Below are 17,529 nucleotides of genomic sequence, written 5' to 3'. Positions count from 1 at the left end.
GTCGGGCAGCGCACCGACCAGAAGACTTTCGCCAGGCCGTACCGACAAGGCGTACGGAACCGGCGAGACAGGACACAGAGTGCTCCCGTGCGGCGCCCGCGCCCCGGACGGCGGCCATTGCGCATCGCGCGGGCCGCGGACGTCAACGGCGGACGGTCCATCGAGACCGTTGCCGGACCAGGCGCGGCGCCCGGGAGCCTGACGGGAGATTCGCCCGCATGCTCGAACCGACCGAACCCACTGAGGGTTCCGAACTGAACACGCCTAGCGACACCCTGCCGCCGCGCAGGCGTCGCCGTGCCGCCTCCCGCCCGGCGGGCTCGCCGGCCGCGGCCGAGGCGCCCGAAGAGGTCACCGTGCCGGCCATACCGGCCGCGGAGGCCGACGAGATCACCGAGGCGGAGGAGAAGGCCGGGGCCGCGCAGCCCGCCCCCGTCGAGGAGCCCGCTCCGGCCGGCCGTCCGCGTCGCCGGGCCACCCGCCGCGCCTCCGCGCCCGCCGGGGCGCCCGCGTTCATGGAGGCCGTCGAGACGGTCGTACCGGCTGCCACGGCTGCTGCTGCCGAGACCGCCGAATCTGCCGGGGCCCCCGAGTCCGTTGAGACTGCCGAGGCTGTTGCGGCTGCGCAGGCCGTCGAGGAGCCCGCGCCGGCCGGCCGTCCGCGTCGCCGCGCCACGCGCCGCGCCTCCGCGCCCGCCGGAGCTCCGGCGCCGGTGGAAGCCGCGCTGTCCGCTGCCGCGTCCGGTGCGTCGGCCATCGCCGATGCCGCCGCGACCGAGATCGCCGCTGAGGCCGAGGAGAAGGCCGAGGCGGAGACCGTGCAGGCCGAGGCTGCGTCCGCCGGCCGTCCGCGCCGCCGTGCCACCCGGCGCGCCACCGCGCCCGCCAGTGCACCGAAGGCCGCCGAGACGCCCGAGTCCGTGCCCGCCGCGGAAGCTCCGGCCGCCGAGGCCGCCCCCGCCGCGGATGTTGCCTCCGAGGCGCCCGCTGAGGAGGCCAAGCCGGGTCGTACCCGTCGCCGTGCCACCCGCCGGGTGTCCGCGCCGGCCGCTGCTGCTGTGGCCGAGGAGGCCGCCGTGGCGGCTGCCGAGGTCGCCCAGCCCGTCGAGGAGACCGAGACCGCCGAAGCCGCGCCCGTCGCCGAGGCGCCCGCCGAGGAGGCCAAGCCGGGTCGTACCCGTCGCCGTGCCACCCGCCGGGTGTCCGCGCCGGCCGGTGCTGCCGTGGCCGAGGAGGCCGCCGAGGCTGCCCAGCCTGTCGAGGAGACCGAGATCGCCGAGCCCGCCGTCGTCGCCGAGACCCCCGCCGCCGAAGCGCCGCAGGCCCCCGTTGCCGAGGCCCCCGCCGAGGGCGCGGCCCCGCGTCGTCGCCGTCGCGTCGTGCGGCAGGCCGCGGCCGGGTTCTCCGCGCCCGCGCAGTCCCCGGCCGCCGAGCCCGCCGAGCCCGAGGCACCGCGTCGCCCGGCCCGGCCCGCCGTGGCCGTGTTCCAGGCGCCGGTGTTCACCGAGCCGAGGTTCCAGACCCCGCAGCGGGCCGCTGCCGAGGCCGCCGCCGAGGCCGAGGCCACCGAGGCGGAGGAGACCGAGGAGTACGCGGAGGAGCGCGCCGAGTCCGGCCCGCGTGGCCGCCGCCGTCGCCGCCGGGGCGCCGCCGAGGAGACGCAGGCCGTGGAGGCCCCCGCCGAGGCCGAGCAGCCGGCAGAGGCCGAGGAGCCCGAGGAGTCCGTCGAGGACCTCGCCGACGCCGAGGAGGCCGAGGAGGCCGAGGGCGCGGAGAGCTACGAGGAGTCCGGTTCGCGCCGCCGTCGCCGCCGGGGCGGCCGTCGCCGTCGCCGCGGTGACACCGCGGAGGGCGAGGGCATGGACGCCGAGGCCGACGAACTCGCCGCCGAGCAGGCCGCGCAGGACGCCGAGGACACCGCCGAGCAGGAGGAAGAGGACGCCGAGGACGCTTATGGCGACGAGTCCGGCGGCTCCAGCTCCAGCCGCCGTCGCCGCCGGCGTCGCCGCCGGGCCGGTGACACCGCTGCCGACGCCGAGCCGAACGCCGACGACCCGGAGCGCACGGTCGTCAAGCTCCGCGAGCCCCGCAAGCCCGCCGAGCCGTCCGACGAGGTCCAGTCCATCAAGGGCTCGACCCGGCTGGAGGCGAAGAAGCAGCGCCGCCGGGAGGGCCGTGAGCAGGGCCGCCGTCGCGTCCCGATCATCACCGAGGCCGAGTTCCTGGCCCGCCGCGAGGCCGTCGAGCGCGTGATGGTCGTGCGCCAGCACGGCGAGCGCACCCAGATCGGCGTGCTCGAGGACGGCGTGCTCGTCGAGCACTACGTCAACAAGGAGCAGTCGACCTCGTACGTCGGCAACGTCTACCTGGGCAAGGTCCAGAACGTGCTGCCGTCGATGGAGGCTGCCTTCATCGACATCGGCAAGGGCCGCAACGCCGTCCTGTACGCCGGTGAGGTCAACTTCGAGGCGCTGGGCATGGCCAACGGCCCGCGCCGCATCGAGTCCGCCCTGAAGTCCGGCCAGTCCGTCCTCGTCCAGGTGACGAAGGACCCCATCGGGCACAAGGGCGCCCGCCTGACCAGCCAGGTCTCCCTCCCGGGCCGTTACCTCGTGTACGTCCCCGAGGGCTCGATGACCGGCATCAGCCGCAAGCTGCCCGACACCGAGCGCGCCCGGCTGAAGACCATCCTCAAGAAGATCGTCCCCGAGGACGCGGGCGTCATCGTGCGCACCGCCGCCGAGGGCGCGAGCGAGGAGGAGCTGCGCCGGGACGTCGAGCGGCTGCAGGCGCAGTGGGAGGACATCCAGAAGAAGGCCAAGAGCGGCAACGCGCCGACGCTGCTGTACGGCGAGCCGGACATGACCGTCCGGGTCGTGCGCGACATCTTCAACGAGGACTTCTCCAAGGTCATCGTCAGCGGTGACGAGGCCTGGGAGACGATCCACGGGTACGTCTCGCACGTGGCCCCGGACCTGGCCGAGCGGCTGTCGAAGTGGACCTCCGAGGTCGACGCCTTCGCCACCTACCGGATCGACGAGCAGCTCGCCAAGGCGCTGGACCGCAAGGTCTGGCTGCCCAGCGGCGGTTCGCTGGTGATCGACCGGACCGAGGCGATGGTCGTCGTCGACGTCAACACCGGCAAGTTCACCGGCCAGGGCGGCAACCTGGAGGAGACGGTCACCAGGAACAACCTGGAGGCGGCCGAGGAGATCGTGCGCCAGCTGCGGCTGCGCGACCTCGGCGGCATCATCGTCATCGACTTCATCGACATGGTGCTGGAGTCCAACCGCGACCTGGTGCTGCGCCGTCTGCTGGAGTGCCTGGGCCGCGACCGCACCAAGCACCAGGTGGCCGAGGTGACCTCGCTGGGCCTGGTACAGATGACCCGCAAGCGGGTCGGCCAGGGCCTGCTGGAGTCCTTCTCCGAGACCTGCGTCCACTGCAACGGCCGCGGTGTCATCGTGCACATGGAGCAGCCCACCGCCCCCGGTGGCGGCGGCAAGCGCAAGAAGCGCGGCCGGGGCGGTGACGGACACGTGCCCGAGCACGAGATTGCCGCCGAGGCCGTGGAGACCGGCGAGGCCGTCGAGCCGGAGATCGAGACCGCGGTCGAGGTCGCGGCCGAGATCGCCGAGCCGGTCGCGCTGCCCGCCCCGGACTTCGCGGCGGACGAGGAGCTGTACAGCAGCATCGCCGAGGCGGAGGCGGCGGCCACCCGTGGCCGTACGCGTCGCCGCGCGAGCCGCCGGGCCTCGGCTCCGGCCGGCGCGCCGAAGGCCGAGAGCCGCAAGGCCAGGACCGGGAAGGCCGCGCAGTCCGCCGAGACCGCCGAGACCGCCGAGGCGCCGACGGCACAGGCGGTCACGCCCGCCGAGGAGGCCGCGCTTCCCGTGCAGCCGGTGACGGCCGCCGAGGCGCTCGCCGAGCCGGTCGCCGTCGAGGAGCCGGTGGTGGCCCAGGAGCCCGCCGCCGAGGAGGCCGCGCCCAAGGGCCGTACGCGCCGCCGTGCGACCCGGAAGGTGTCGGCGCCGGCCGGTTCCCCGGCGGGCGCGGAGGCGGCCGTGGTGACGGTCGCGGAGACCGCGCCCGAGGCGCCGGTGGAGCAGCCCGAGGCGGCCGAGGCCGCGGCTCCGGTCGAGGAGGCGCCCGTCGAGAGCGCCGCCCCGGCCCGCCCGCGGCGCCGTGCCGTGCGCAAGGCCACCGCGCCGACCGCGTCCGAGGAGACGGCCGTCGTGGTCGTCCCGGCCACCGAGGCGGAGCCCGCCGGGGCACCCGCTGCCGAGGAGGCGGTCGAGGAGGCCGTGCCGGCCAAGAAGACTGCCCGCAAGGTGGCCAAGAAGGCCACGGCGAAGAAGGCGGCCACCAAGAAGACCGCGGCCAAGAAGACGGCCGCCAAGAAGACGACGGCCAAGAAGGCGGCCAAGACCGCCAAGACGGCCGCCGCGAAGTCGACGGCGAAGAAGACCACCACGGTCTCCGCTGCCACCGACGAGGGCTGACGAAGCCCGACGGGGTGTGCGGCCGGTCCACGTGACCGGCCGCACACCCCCGGGGCCCGGTTTGACCCCCTCGGCCGTGGCCCCGTAACCTAGACCGTCGGCGTGTCCACTGAGCGCGCCACATCCCCGTAAACCTCTTCCTCCTGGGCGCAAGGCGGGCCGGGAGAGGTCGTCCGTGGTGATCCCGGGCGGCTGGCCTGCGGGGGTGCCGTTCATCGAGCGAAAGAGAGATCCGCGTGTACGCCATCGTGCGCAGCGGTGGTCGCCAGCACAAGGTTGCTGTCGGCGACATCGTTGAGGTTGACAAGATTTCCACTGCCAAGGTTGGCGACACGGTCGAGCTCTCGACCCTGCTCGTTGTCGACGGCGACTCCGTGACCAGCGACCCGTGGGTGCTGGCCGGCATCAAGGTCCAGGCCGAGGTCGTGGACCACCACAAGGGCGTCAAGATCGACATCCTTCGCTACAAGAACAAGACCGGCTACCGCCGTCGTCAGGGCCACCGCCAGCAGTACACGGCGATCAAGGTCACTGAGATCCCCGCGGCTGCGAAGTAAGGGACTGAGGAGAGATGGCACACAAGAAGGGCGCATCGTCCACCCGGAACGGTCGCGACTCCAATGCCCAGCGGCTCGGCGTGAAGCGCTTCGGCGGTCAGGTCGTGAACGCCGGTGAGATCCTGGTTCGCCAGCGCGGCACCCACTTCCACCCCGGCGCGGGCGTCGGCCGTGGCGGCGACGACACGCTGTTCGCGCTGCAGTCCGGTGCGGTGGAGTTCGGTACCCACCGTGGCCGCAAGGTCGTGAACATCGTTCCGGTCGCCTGACCGAACGTTCACTTCGCGAGGCGGACCTCACTTCCCGGTCGGGAAGGCGGGTCCGCCTTTCGCGTGTTACTCAAGAAACACCCGTACTTCCCTGGAGGCACTGAACCATGACCACCTTCGTGGACCGCGTCGAGCTGCATGTCGCCGCGGGTAACGGAGGCCACGGCTGTGCCTCCGTCCACCGTGAGAAGTTCAAGCCGCTCGGCGGCCCGGACGGCGGCAACGGCGGCCGTGGCGGTGACGTGATCCTGACTGTCGACCAGTCGGTCACCACGCTCCTCGACTACCACCACTCCCCGCACCGCAAGGCCACCAACGGCAAGCCCGGCGAGGGCGGCAACCGCTCCGGCAAGGACGGCCAGGACCTGATCCTGCCGGTGCCGGACGGCACGGTCGTCCTGGACAGGGCGGGCAACGTGCTCGCCGACCTGGTCGGCCACGGCACCTCGTACATCGCCGCGCAGGGCGGCCGGGGCGGCCTCGGCAACGCGGCGCTGGCGAGCGCTCGCCGCAAGGCGCCCGGCTTTGCGCTGCTCGGCGTGCCCGGGGACCTCCAGGACATCGTCCTGGAGCTGAAGACCGTCGCCGACGTCGCCCTGGTGGGCTACCCGAGCGCCGGCAAGTCCTCGCTGATCTCCGTACTCAGCGCGGCCAAGCCGAAGATCGCCGACTACCCGTTCACGACGCTCGTGCCCAACCTGGGCGTGGTGACGGCCGGTTCCACCGTCTACACCATCGCCGACGTGCCCGGTCTGATCCCGGGCGCCAGCCAGGGCAAGGGCCTCGGCCTGGAGTTCCTGCGGCACGTGGAGCGGTGCAGTGTGCTGGTGCACGTGCTGGACACCGCGACCCTGGAGTCCGACCGCGACCCGGTCTCCGACCTCGACATCATCGAGGAGGAGCTGCGGCAGTACGGCGGCCTCGACAACCGCCCCCGGATCGTCGTCCTGAACAAGGTCGACGTGCCGGACGGCAAGGACCTCGCCGAGATGGTCCGCCCCGACCTGGAGGAGCGCGGCTACCGCGTCTTCGAGGTGTCGGCGGTGGCCCACATCGGGCTGAAGGAGCTGTCGTACGGGCTCGGCGAGCTGGTTGCCAAGGCGCGCGCCGCGAAGCCGAAGGAGGAGGCGACGCGGATCGTCATCCGGCCGAAGGCCGTGGACGACGCGGGCTTCACGGTCACCCGCGAGGAGATCGGCGGCGAGCCGCTGTTCCGGGTGCGCGGCGAGAAGCCGGAGCGCTGGGTGCGCCAGACCGACTTCAACAACGACGAGGCCGTCGGCTACCTCGCCGACCGGCTCAACCGCCTCGGTGTCGAGGATCGGTTGATGAAGGCGGGCGCCCGGACCGGCGACGGCGTCGCCATCGGACCCGAGGAGAACGCGGTCGTCTTCGACTGGGAGCCGACGGTCATGGCGGGTGCGGAGATGCTCGGTCGCCGTGGCGAGGACCACCGCTTCGACGCGCCGAGGCCTGCGGCGCAGCGCCGACGGGACAAGGACGCCGAGCGGGACGATGCTCTGCGCGAGTACGACGACTTCGACCCGTTCGAGTAAGGCTCGGGTGGTCTGGGGGTGCCGTCTGGGGGCCGCCGCCCCCAGACGGCACCCGCTTCAGCCCTGAACGGGCCTTGCCCTCAAGCGCCGCCCGGCCGGGGTGAAGAAGCGCACGCTCGGCCCGCCGGCGCCGTGCCGGTCCCGGCGGCGAACGCCGCCACCCGGGCGCCGGTCAGGCACGCGGCATGAACTCCGGCTGCGCGGAGGTCCTCTGGGTGAACGGGGACGGCGCGACGGACCAATGCTGGTGTGCGGCATCGACGCCGCCGGACTCCGGAGCGGCGAGAGCCTCGCCCGGGGGCGGATCGCCCGGATCCCGGGTGCCCCGGACGGCCCCGACGGGGTGAAGGCCGCCTTCCTCGACCAGGACAGCCCGGGCGTGCCCGGCACCGCGGAGCGCGGCGACGTTTTCGGTACCGATGTGCGGGTCGCCGACGTCGATGGTGACGGCTGCCCGGACGTCCTCGCCGGGCGCCGGGCGAGGACCTGGGCACCAGGAGCAGCCCGGGCACGGTCGTCGTCCTGCACCGCGGGGGCTTCGGGGCGGACCGGGACCGGCGCCCGGGTGATCGGCCAGGACACGCCCGGCGTGCCCGGCACCGCGGAGAAGGGCGACCCCTTCGGCGCCCTCGTGCTCTGCACTCCCGCGGCGAATGGCCGGATTGGTTCGGGATTCTCCTACTGAACACCCGTTACGGTAAACATTCCCTGACACTTGGTTAGACCCGTTGTGGCAAGATCACGTCTTTTGCTGTGGTTCCGGTGCCGCAACGGGTCTTCTGTTGTCTGGCTATTTGTCATGCACGCGAGTGCTCCCGTTCAGCGGACGGACCGGCCGGCCGTGGGAGCTTCCGTAGGTCCGCGAGAGAAGTCCAAGAGGCCCCCGTGGCAAGGGAGTTAGCGAATGACCGCAGCACTGACCCCCGACCGACGCCGCTTTCTGACCGCCGGTGCCGCCGTCCTCGGCGCCGCGGCCTCCGCCCAGCTCTGGCTGCCGGCCACCGCCCGTGCCGCCGAAACCCCGCTGCCCGACGGCGTGTTCACCCTCGGCATCGCGTCCGGCGACCCGCTGCCCGACGGCATCGTGCTGTGGACCCGGCTCGCTCCCGACCCGCTGGGCGGCGGTGGCATGCCGGACGCGGTGTTCTCCGTGGACTGGGAGATCGCCGAGGACGAGCGGTTCAGAAAGACCGTGCGCAGAGGCACCACCGAGGCCCGGCCCGAGTACGGGCACAGCGTTCATGTGGATGTACGGGGGCTGCGCCCGGACCGCCCGTACTGGTACCGCTTCCGGGCGGGCGGCCAGCTCTCGCCCACCGGCCGCACCCGCACCGCTCCCCACCCTCACCGCAAGGGCGGCTCGCTGCGCGTCGCGCTCGCCTCCTGCCAGAACTGGCAGCACGGCTATTTCACGCCATACGCTGACATGCTCGCCCAGGACCCCGACTTCGTGCTCTTCGTCGGCGACTACATCTACGAGTCCAAGCCCTCCGCCGCCGCCGTACGCCGGCACGAGGGCAGCGACGAGCCGTACACCCTCGTCCAGTACCGCAACCGCTACGCCCAGTACCGCACCGACCCGGACCTCGCCGCGATGCACGCGAACACCCCCTGGGTGGTCACCTTCGACGACCACGAGGTCGACAACGACTGGGCCGGCGAGATCCCGCAGGACCCCGACAAGCAGTCGCACGACGCGTTCGTGGCCCGGCTGACCGCGGCCTTCCAGGCGTACTACGAGCACATGCCGGTCCGCGCCACCGCGATCCCGAACGGCCCGCACATCCAGATGTACCGCCGGCTGGAGTTCGGCCGGCTGGCCCGGCTCAACGTGCTGGACACCCGGCAGTTCCGCACCGACCAGGCGACCACCCAGGACGGCGCCGAGTCGCCGTCGATGACCATGCTCGGCGCCCAGCAGAAGCAGTGGCTGCTGGACGGTCTCCACGACTCGCCGGCCCGCTGGAACCTGATCGCCTCGCAGATCATGATGGCCGAGACCGACCTGCTGCTCGGCGAGGGAAAGCTCTGGTACTACGACGCCTGGGACGGCTACCAGGCCGAACGCAACGCCCTGCTGGAGGAGTTCGCCGGTATCCGCAACCCGGTCGTGCTCAGCGGCGACCGGCACCTGACGATGATCAGCGACCTCAAGGAGGACTTCGCCGACCCGGACTCCGACGTCGTCGGCGCGGAGTTCGTCGGCACCTCCATCTCCAGCAACGGCGACCAGGACCAGGCCGCCTTCCACGCCCAGTGGGACCCTCTGAAGGCGGACAACCCGCACTGGAAGGTGATCGACGCCCACCGCGGCTACCACCTCTTCGACATCGACCGCGACGGCATCGACGCCCAGGTCCGGATCGTCGACACGGTGGTCAAGCCGCAGGCCACGGCGAGCACGCTGGCACGCCTGCGGGTGGAGTCGGACGAGCCGGGCGTCCAGGTCGTCTGAACCCTGTGTGACGGGAGCCTGGGACTCATCTGCGTCCCAGGCTTCTCTCAGCTCCGCCCAAGGCAACGCTCTTACCGTTCGTTGACCATGGAGACGGACTGTACGAGAGCGACCCCCGCGCCCCTGCCCGCCGGCACCCGCCTGCTGCACATCGGCCCGCACAAAACGGGGACCACCGCCATCCAGGGCGCGCTGTTCGCCGCGAAGGACACGCTGCCGCAGTACGGCGTCGCGTTCCCGGCGCACAGCAGGCACCCCATGGAAGCCGTCCTCGCCGCCTGCGCCCGGCCCGCGATGATGGGCGACACCGCGCCCACGGACCGGCACTGGACCCGGCTGCTGGACCGGGTCCGGGCCACCGGGAAGCTGGCCTCGGTGATCAGCAGCGAGTTCTTTGCCGACGCCCCCGACGACGGGACGATCGCCCGGATCGTGCGGCAGCTCGGCGGCGACCGTGTGCACGTCCTGGTCACGCTGCGCCCGCTGGCGAGGATCATGCCCTCGCAGTGGCAGCAGTACGTGCAGAACGGGCTGCGCATGGGCTACGAGGACTGGCTGGAGCACATGCTCCGCACACCGCCGTACGAGAAGCCGAACCCCAGTTTCTGGCAGCGCCACCGGCACGACCGGCTGATCGAGCGCTGGGCCCGGGCCGCCGGGCCCGAGCGGGTCACTGTCGTCGTGGTCGACGACAGTGACCGAAACGGACTGATGCGCACGTTCGAGTCACTGCTCGGGCTGCCGGAGAATCTGCTGCGGCCGGTTCCGGACACCGCAAATCGGTCCCTTACTCTGGCCGAGACCGAAATGCTGCGGAATCTTAATGTGGAATTCCGCGGCAATGGACTGCCCGACGAGCTGTATTCCCGGCTCGTCCGTAACGGTGCCGTGCCGCATATGAAGAACGCGTGCAGCCCCACATCCGGGGACGTGAAGATCTCCACGCCCCGCTGGGCGGTCGAGGCCGCCCCGGCGATCGGGGCCCGGGCGGCCGAACGGATCGGTGCGCTCGGCGTCCGCGTCATCGGCGCCCCGGCCCTGCTGTCCGCGCTGCCCGAGCGGCCGGGACAGACCACGTCCGAGCCCCGGATCACCCCGGAAACGGCGGCCCGGGCGCTGTACGGCGCGCTCGCCGCGGCCGCCTCCACACCCCTTGGCCAGGCGCCTGCGCGCAGTGTGCACCAGACGTCGTCGAAGGAACTCGTCCGGGTGCTCGGCCACCGCTGTCTGAAGCGGCTCGGGCGGCGCTGAACGGCACCTGTGGACTTACTCACAGCAATTTCATGGGCGTTCACGGCGGCCGCGCCCAATCACCAGGAGTGCTAGGTGAATGACAGGTTGCGTGCACATATGCATGGGACGTCACTCACCTTGCACTGCGGTTACCCGAAGTGGGACCATTTCCCGGTTCCCTGTCGCCCCAAGGTAGGTCAGCCTGTGTCCCAGCACATAGCCAAGCCCCGAACCACCGCAGTGATCCTGGCCGGTGGCACCGGTCAGCGGGTGGGTCTGTCGATCCCCAAGCAGTTGCTGAAGATCGCCGGCAAGGCAGTCATCGAGCACACACTGACCACCTTCGAGAACGCCGATTCGATCGACGACATCATCGTCCTGATGGCGCCGGGCTATGTGCCGGACATCGAGAAGATCGTCGCCAAGGCCGGGTTCCAGAAGGTCAAGAAGATCATCGAGGGCGGCTCGACCCGGAACGAGACCACCGAGCGCGCCATCTCGGCCCTCGGCGAGGGCCTGGCCGAGGGCGAGGACCGCAACGTCCTCTTCCACGACGCCGTACGCCCCCTGCTCTCGCAGCGCGTCATCGACGACTGCGTCACCGCTCTGGAGCGCTACCAGGCCGTCGACGTCGCGATCCCGTCCGCCGACACCATCATCGTGACGCGCACCCACGGCGAGGACGGCGAGTTCATCACCGAGATCCCGGACCGCTCCCGGCTGCGCCGCGGCCAGACCCCGCAGGCCTTCAAGCTGTCCACGATCCGCCGCGCCTACGAGGTCGCCGCCGGCGACCCCAACTTCCAGGCCACGGACGACTGCTCGGTGGTCCTCAAGTACCTGCCCGACGTGCCGATCCACGTGGTCGCGGGCGACGAGTACAACATGAAGGTGACGCAGCCGGTCGACGTCTTCATCGCCGACAAGCTCTTCCAGCTCGCCTCCACCGCCGCGCCCGAGCAGAACGGCGAGGAGGCCTACCGCGAGCTGCTCACCGGCAAGACGATCGTGATCTTCGGCGGTTCGTACGGCATCGGCAAGGACATCGCCGAACTCGCCGGGTCCTACGGCGCGCACGTCTACGCGCTCGGCCGCTCCACCACCGGCACCCACGTGGAGAACCCGGAGGAGGTCGACGACGCGCTGTCCAAGGCGTACGCGGAGACCGGCCGGATCGACTACGTCGTCAACACCGCGGGCGTGCTGCGCATCGGCCGCCTCGCCGAGACCGACAACGCCACCATCGAGGAGGCGCTGAAGGTCAACTACCTGGCCCCGGTGCAGATCGCCCGTTCGTCGTACAAATACCTGGCCGAGACCAAGGGGCAGTTGCTGCTCTACACCTCCAGCAGCTACACCCGCGGCCGCGCCGAGTACAGCCTCTACTCCTCCACCAAGGCCGCCATGGTGAACCTCACCCAGGCCCTGTCCGACGAGTGGGCCGCCGAGGGCATCCGCGTCAACTGCATCAACCCCGAGCGCACCGCCACCCCGATGCGCACCAAGGCCTTCGGCCAGGAGCCGGCGGGCTCGCTGCTCTCCTCCGAGGCCGTGGCCGGGACCTCGCTCGACGTGCTGCTGTCGGAGCTGACCGGCCATGTGATCGACGTCCGCCAGCAGGACCCGACGGCGCCCGCGGGCAAGGCCTCCGGGTTCGAGCAGGCACTGGCCACGGTTCTGGACCGCCAGGACGGCGTGGCATAATTAACCGCAAATAGGTAACTGTCATTCAGGCCTCTGTGGCTGCGCGTTTGCGGAGCATTCACAGGGGCCTGAATCCGTAAAATCCCCCGATCGCCCGCAAGGTCTGAATTCCGGCCTTTTTGTCAGTAAAAGGTTATCCGTGATATCCACCGCTATTCGCGTCGCCCGGGTGGGCAGCGCGGCCGAGCTGGCCGCGGCGGCCCTCATGATCCTGGGCTTCCCGGCGCTCATGCTGGCCGCGCTCGTCCCGAGCGCTCCCGCCTTCGCGGCCGCGGCCGCCGTGACGTACCTGGCGGACCACTATCTGCACCGCAAGAGCAGCTACCTGATCAACCGCCTCAGCAAGGTCCGGGCCGGAGTCTCGATCCGCTTCCTGATCCGGCAGCTGCTGCTGATCCTGCTGCTGGCCCGCATGTCCCACGCGGACGACCTGATCTTCTATGGCGCGATCGCCTGCTTCATCGCCTTCTACGGTCTCCAGGCCCCGCACGGCGCGCTGGTCACCCTCATCCGCAACCGCCGCCGGATGCCGGTCGCCACCCGCAACATCGACCTGAAGTCGCGCATCCGCATCCCGGACGCCCCGCCGCGCCGCCTGCTGCACCGCTCCGCGGAGAAGATGCTCCACCTCGACCTGTTCGCCGTCATCGGCATCCTGGTCTCCGCCGTCGTGGACCCGGACGTCGTGGGCTTCGTGGGGATCGGGCTCACTGTGGGCCTCGGCTGCCTGTACGTGGCGGTGCTGCTGCCGTACGTGCGCGGCAAGAAGGTCCCGCCGAAGGCCGACGTCGTCCTCGCCTCCGTCGACGACTGGCTGGGCGTCTACAAGCCCGAGACGGTCCTGTACTTCTCCGGCTCCAGGGACTCCGCGTACCAGGTCAACATGTGGCTGGAGACGATGGAGCAGCTGGACACCCGGCCGCTGATCATCCTGCGCGAGCGCGCGATCCTGAACAACCTCGCGCCCACCACGGTCCCCGTCGTCTGCGTGCCCGGAGGGGTGCACCTGATGAACATGGACCTGTCGAACGTGCGGGTCGCCCTCTATGCGGCGAACGTCGGCAAGAACATCCACCTGCTGCGCGTGCCCACCATGAAGCACGTCTTCATCGGCCACGGCGACAGCGACAAGCTGGCCAGCGTCAACCCGTACAGCAAGGTGTACGACGAGGTGTGGACCGCCGGCCGCGCGGGCCGCGACCGCTACGCCATCGCCGACGTCGGCGTCCGTGACGACGACATCGTCGAGGTCGGCCGCCCGCAGCTCGCGCCCATCCAGAGCTGGCAGGGTGTGCCGGACGGCCGTATCCCGACGGTTCTCTACGCCCCCACCTGGGAGGGCTGGGACGGCAACCCCGGCAACACCTCGATCGTGCTCGCCGGCGAGAACATCGTGAACAAGCTGGTGCAGGCCGACCCGCCGGTCCGCGTCCTGTACAAGCCGCACCCCTTCACCGGCACCGTCAGCAAGGAGGCCGGTGCCGCGCACCGGCGCATCACCGCCCTGGTGGAGAAGGCCGCCGCCGAGCGCGCCGGCGACCCGCGCTTCACCGCCGACACGGCCGCCCAGGCCAAGGCGACGGCGGACCTGGCCCGGATCGAGGCCCGGATCGCCGAGCTGACCGGCACCGGCGGCGACCGGGGCGACGAGGCCGAGGCCACCCGCGAGGGAATGGTCGACGTCCACAAGCACGAGGAGATCGCCCGGCTGCGCGCCGAGTGGAACGACGCCTACTGGCGCTCCTTCCCGGCGTACGAGCACCGGGTCATCAAGGGCGCCCAGCCGCGCCTGTACGACTGCTTCAACGTCTCCGACGCGATGGTCTCCGACATCTCCTCCGTGGTCTCCGACTTCATCGCGAGCGGCAAGCCGTACGCGGTCACCGACTCCGCCGAACTCGGCGTGGAGGAGTTCAAGCGGCAGAACACGGCGGTGCGCGCCGCGGTGATCCTGTCCAACAGCGCGGCCGAGCTGGGCGGCCTGCTGGACGCCGTAGGCGACCCGTCCACCGACCCGCTGGCCCAGGAGCGGGGGGAGCTCAAGCGCTATCTGCTGGGCCCGGACGAGCCGAAGTCCATCGACCAGTTCAACACCGCCGTGGCCGACCTCGCCCTCAAGGCCGAGGCCCGCAACGTCGGCCAGGAGTCCCGGCTGGGCGCGGTGGGCGCCGACCCCGCCGAGCTGACCAACGCGGTGCCGGGCCAGCGCGGGGCGTCCGCCGGTGAAACGGACGGCGTGAGCGCGGGCTGACCGATCCTGCCGTGACAGGGCCGGCCCCCGGGAGCGATCCCGGGGGCCGGCCCTTTTGGTCCCGTTCCCTCTTTCAGGTTCCTTACCGAGCTCTCTTACCCGTGCCGCCGGCCGAGAGTGAGAACCTCTTACCAGCCGTGCGTATTGTCCGTTGTCATCCCCCGCGGCCCAGCTCCGCCGCGCAGTCATGTGACGTATCCCACTCATCACCCTCTGTGGGGCAACCGCTTCCATGGCATGTCCGTCTAACAAATTGCGATTGAGGCGATACGGGGTAAATGTTCGTTGACAAGGGGGAAACGTGACCGTCGTGACGCAGCCTGATGTGAGCGTGATCATCGGGGCGTACGAAGCGATGCCGTACCTGGTCGAGTGCCTGGCATCCGTCGAGGCACAGACCATCGACCCGGCACGGCTCGAGGTCATCGCGGTCGACGACGGCTCGACGGACGGCAGCGGCGAGTACCTGGAGGAGTTCGCGGCCCGCGCCCCCATGCAGGTCACCGTCATCCGCCAGGAGAACTCCGGCGGCCCCAGCGGCCCGCGCAACGTCGGCCTGGGCAAGGCGGCCGGGCGCTACGTCTTCTTCCTCGACGCCGACGACCGGCTCGGGCCCGAGGCCCTCGAGCGCATGGTCGCCATGGGCGACAAGAACGGCACCGACGTGGTGCTCGGCAAGGTCGAGGGCGTCAACCGCACCGCGCCGAAGTCGATGTGGGGCAAGACGCTCGACCGTACCGACGTCTTCTCCTCCAACATCAAGTTCACCCTCAGCGCCCAGAAGCTGTTCCGCCGCGCGCTGCTGGCGAAGCACGGCATGCGGTTCGACGAGTCCCTGTTCACCGGCGAGGACGCGCTGTTCACGCTGGAGGCCTATCTGCGGGCCGACGGCGTCTCCGTGGTCGCCGACTACCCCTGCTACTACCTGGTCGGCCGGGACGACGGCAAGCACGTCACGAAGACCGGCAGCTACACGCTCCGCTTCGACTCCGCGCGCGCCCTGATGAAGCTGATCGCGGACATGGTGCCGGCCGGCCCCAAGCGTGACCTCCTCATGATCCGGCCCTTCCTGATCACCCTGCTGCCGCAGTTCGGGCCCAAGTTCCTCACGGACAGCGAAGAGGTCCGCCGGCACAAGTTCGAGCTGGCCAAGCCGCTGATGGACGCCCACTGGACGCCCGGGGTGGCCCGTGGCCTGAAGGTCCACGAACGGCTCCGGCTGCACCTGGTGGCCCTGCAGCGGGCCGACCTGCTGCTGGACGTCGTGAAGTTCGTCAAGGCGAAGAAGCAGGCCGCCGCCATCCTGGAGAGACGCGGCACCCGCGTCTACCTCGTCTACCCGCACTTCCGGTCCAAGACGGCCCGCATCCCCGACGACATCTACCTCGCCGAGGCCCGCGAGGCCCGGGTCTTTCCCGGTTACCGGGAGGCCGCCGCCAACTCCTTCTTCCGCCGGGCCCTGCGCAAGGCACGGCGGATGCTGTCGGGCAGGAACTTCAAGGCAGCGGCGGCCTGACGGTTTCGTCGGCCTACTGCTTGCCCGACTGAAGCGCCCGCCGCAGCGGCCGGCCCACCACCCGGCGGGCCCGCCGGTAGACGGAGGCGGCGGGCGCCGGCACCCCGTCCCTGGCCTTGCTGGCCCGCGCCAGCTCCCGCTTCAACCGGTCGTTGTCCTCGGCCAGTTCGCCGACCCGCGTGTGCAGCCAGCCGAACCGGCCGGCGAGCGAGGCCAGGTCGGTGTCGTTCCACGGGCGCACACCCGGCGGGAACGGCAGCGACCGCATCCGCTCCTCGAAGGCCGCGCCGCCGTCGCCGTGCGTGAAGGTGTTGCGCAGCCCGTTCTTGTCCAGGAAGGCCGTGAACCGCGCGAAGCGCTCCGCGTGACCGCCCGTCAGCCCGCCGAAGTCCGACTGCGCGTACAGCCGCGCCGGGTCCGCCGCCTCGGGGTCCTTGGCGACCTGGTCCAGCCGCTGGTGCGGGATCTCGAAGTAGCGGCACAGCTCCAGCGTGCGCGAGTCGCTGCACAGCACCGTCGCGGGCGTGCCCGCGAGCAGCGCCGCGATGTTGCCGTGGATGCGGGAGCCGAAGGAGAAGTCGAAGGAGCGCAGGTCGTCGAACCAGGTGATCGGGTCGACGTACATCCGCGCCTTGCCCTCCCGGTACATCGGATGGTCGGGGTGGGTCGGCATCGCGGTCACCCGGGCGTTCGGGTCCGTGAGGTCCCGCCAGTGCAACTGCCGTGCGTCGCTGAGGTTCTGGCCGACGAAGCACAGGTTCGGGTAGCGCGCGTGGGTGCGGCTGATGATCCTGCCGAGGCCCTGCTTCTGCACGGCGCTGTGCGAACCGTTGACCGCGATCCGGGACTCGGCCGTCAGCTCGGGCACCCGCTTGCGCACATCGAGGTCACGGCCGTACATGAACAGCGACGGGCAGCCGATGACCTCCACGTCCCTGAAACCCATGTCCCGCAGGTACTGCTCGGTGAACTCGCCCCGCGCGCCGATCGAGGCGCTGCGGTCCAGCACCGCCGAGCAGAACTCGCGCACGGACTGCTCCATGGGCTTCAGCCGCGCCGGGTTGTAGCTCACCCCGGTCTGCGCGCCGACCCCCAGCACCACCACGGGGATCCGCAGCTTGCCGATCAGCCGGGTCAGCCGCTTCAGCCGGCCCTCGAACGACGGGCGGAAGGCGTTGGCGAGCGGGATGACGAAGGCGTCGTACTCCTCGTTGATCCGGGCGGCCGCGGCCACATCCGTACCGATGCCGTTCGAGACGACCTCGGTGTCCGGCGTCTCGAGGATCTTGTGAGCGGCGTCGCTGAAGATCAGGTTGCCCGCGTTGGTGGCGATGACGTCCCGGTGGAGAGCCTCCTCGATCGACAGGACGTCGTAGGGGCTTTTGCCGGATCTGAGCAGGATGCGCTTCACGGGATGAGCAATATGAGACACAAAATTCAACTTATGTTTGAGACAGCTTTAATTTCTATAAGCAACCAACACAAC

General features: G+C 70.9%; 11 protein-coding genes. 10 read left to right on the top strand and 1 reads right to left on the bottom strand.

The features are described 5' to 3' along the window. The first annotated feature begins 218 nt into the window (after positions 1-218). The 10 genes from AQI88_RS34245 (at position 219) to AQI88_RS34200 (ending at position 16,043) form a co-directional block, all read left to right on the top strand. Entirely contained in the window at positions 219-4,502 is a 4,284-nt protein-coding gene (locus AQI88_RS34245; RefSeq protein WP_208615984.1) for an Rne/Rng family ribonuclease, read from the top strand. Between the two features lie 236 nt (positions 4,503-4,738). Beyond that, positions 4,739-5,059, top strand: a complete 321-nt coding sequence (rplU, locus tag AQI88_RS34240; protein ID WP_041819941.1) for a 50S ribosomal protein L21 — start codon at positions 4,739-4,741, stop codon at positions 5,057-5,059. Positions 5,060-5,073: 14 nt separating this feature from the next. Then, positions 5,074-5,328, top strand: coding sequence for a 50S ribosomal protein L27 (gene rpmA, locus AQI88_RS34235; protein ID WP_067006944.1), 255 nt, complete (start codon positions 5,074-5,076; stop codon positions 5,326-5,328). A gap of 107 nt (positions 5,329-5,435) precedes the next feature. Continuing rightward, complete coding sequence (gene obgE / locus AQI88_RS34230) at positions 5,436-6,884, top strand: GTPase ObgE (RefSeq protein WP_067006941.1); 1,449 nt, start codon at positions 5,436-5,438, stop codon at positions 6,882-6,884. 247 nt (positions 6,885-7,131) lie between these two features. Next, positions 7,132-7,569: an FG-GAP repeat protein gene (locus AQI88_RS34225; RefSeq protein WP_159050460.1), complete on the top strand. Its 438-nt coding sequence runs from the start codon at positions 7,132-7,134 to the stop codon at positions 7,567-7,569. 219 nt (positions 7,570-7,788) lie between these two features. Then, positions 7,789-9,339 carry an alkaline phosphatase D family protein gene (locus AQI88_RS34220; protein WP_067006936.1) on the top strand — a complete coding sequence of 517 codons (1,551 nt, stop codon included), beginning with the start codon at positions 7,789-7,791 and terminating at the stop codon, positions 9,337-9,339. A gap of 87 nt (positions 9,340-9,426) precedes the next feature. Next, the gene (locus tag AQI88_RS34215; protein WP_067006934.1) at positions 9,427-10,590 is read left to right on the top strand and encodes a hypothetical protein; all 1,164 of its coding nucleotides are present in this window, start codon (positions 9,427-9,429) and stop codon (positions 10,588-10,590) included. Between the two features lie 186 nt (positions 10,591-10,776). Continuing rightward, positions 10,777-12,276, top strand: coding sequence for a bifunctional cytidylyltransferase/SDR family oxidoreductase (locus AQI88_RS34210; protein WP_067006932.1), 1,500 nt, complete (start codon positions 10,777-10,779; stop codon positions 12,274-12,276). Between the two features lie 139 nt (positions 12,277-12,415). Beyond that, positions 12,416-14,527: a CDP-glycerol glycerophosphotransferase family protein gene (locus AQI88_RS34205; protein ID WP_244184448.1), complete on the top strand. Its 2,112-nt coding sequence runs from the start codon at positions 12,416-12,418 to the stop codon at positions 14,525-14,527. Positions 14,528-14,828: 301 nt separating this feature from the next. Beyond that, positions 14,829-16,043 carry a glycosyltransferase family 2 protein gene (locus tag AQI88_RS34200; RefSeq protein ID WP_398698685.1) on the top strand — a complete coding sequence of 405 codons (1,215 nt, stop codon included), beginning with the start codon at positions 14,829-14,831 and terminating at the stop codon, positions 16,041-16,043. 13 nt (positions 16,044-16,056) lie between these two features. Here AQI88_RS34200 and AQI88_RS34195 read toward each other — a convergent pair whose 3' ends face one another. Next, on the bottom strand, positions 16,057-17,454 hold the full coding sequence (locus AQI88_RS34195) for a polysaccharide pyruvyl transferase family protein (protein ID WP_067006928.1): 1,398 nt from the start codon (positions 17,452-17,454) through the stop codon (positions 16,057-16,059). Between the last annotated feature and the right edge of the window lie 75 nt (positions 17,455-17,529).

Origin of the sequence: Streptomyces cellostaticus (assembly GCF_001513965.1) — a bacterium.
GTDB classification, from domain to species: Bacteria; Actinomycetota; Actinomycetes; order Streptomycetales; family Streptomycetaceae; genus Streptomyces; species Streptomyces cellostaticus.
The sequence above is the reverse complement of the archived record's forward strand: the minus strand, read 5'-3'. Positions and strand labels throughout refer to the sequence as shown.

Coding starts and splice junctions, on each gene's coding strand:
- rpmA (WP_067006944.1), top strand. CDS start 5,074: ATGGCACACAAGAAGGGCGCATCGTCCACCCGGAACGGTCGCGACTCC.
- AQI88_RS34245 (WP_208615984.1), top strand. CDS start 219: ATGCTCGAACCGACCGAACCCACTGAGGGTTCCGAACTGAACACGCCT.
- AQI88_RS34215 (WP_067006934.1), top strand. CDS start 9,427: ATGGAGACGGACTGTACGAGAGCGACCCCCGCGCCCCTGCCCGCCGGC.
- obgE (WP_067006941.1), top strand. CDS start 5,436: ATGACCACCTTCGTGGACCGCGTCGAGCTGCATGTCGCCGCGGGTAAC.
- AQI88_RS34220 (WP_067006936.1), top strand. CDS start 7,789: ATGACCGCAGCACTGACCCCCGACCGACGCCGCTTTCTGACCGCCGGT.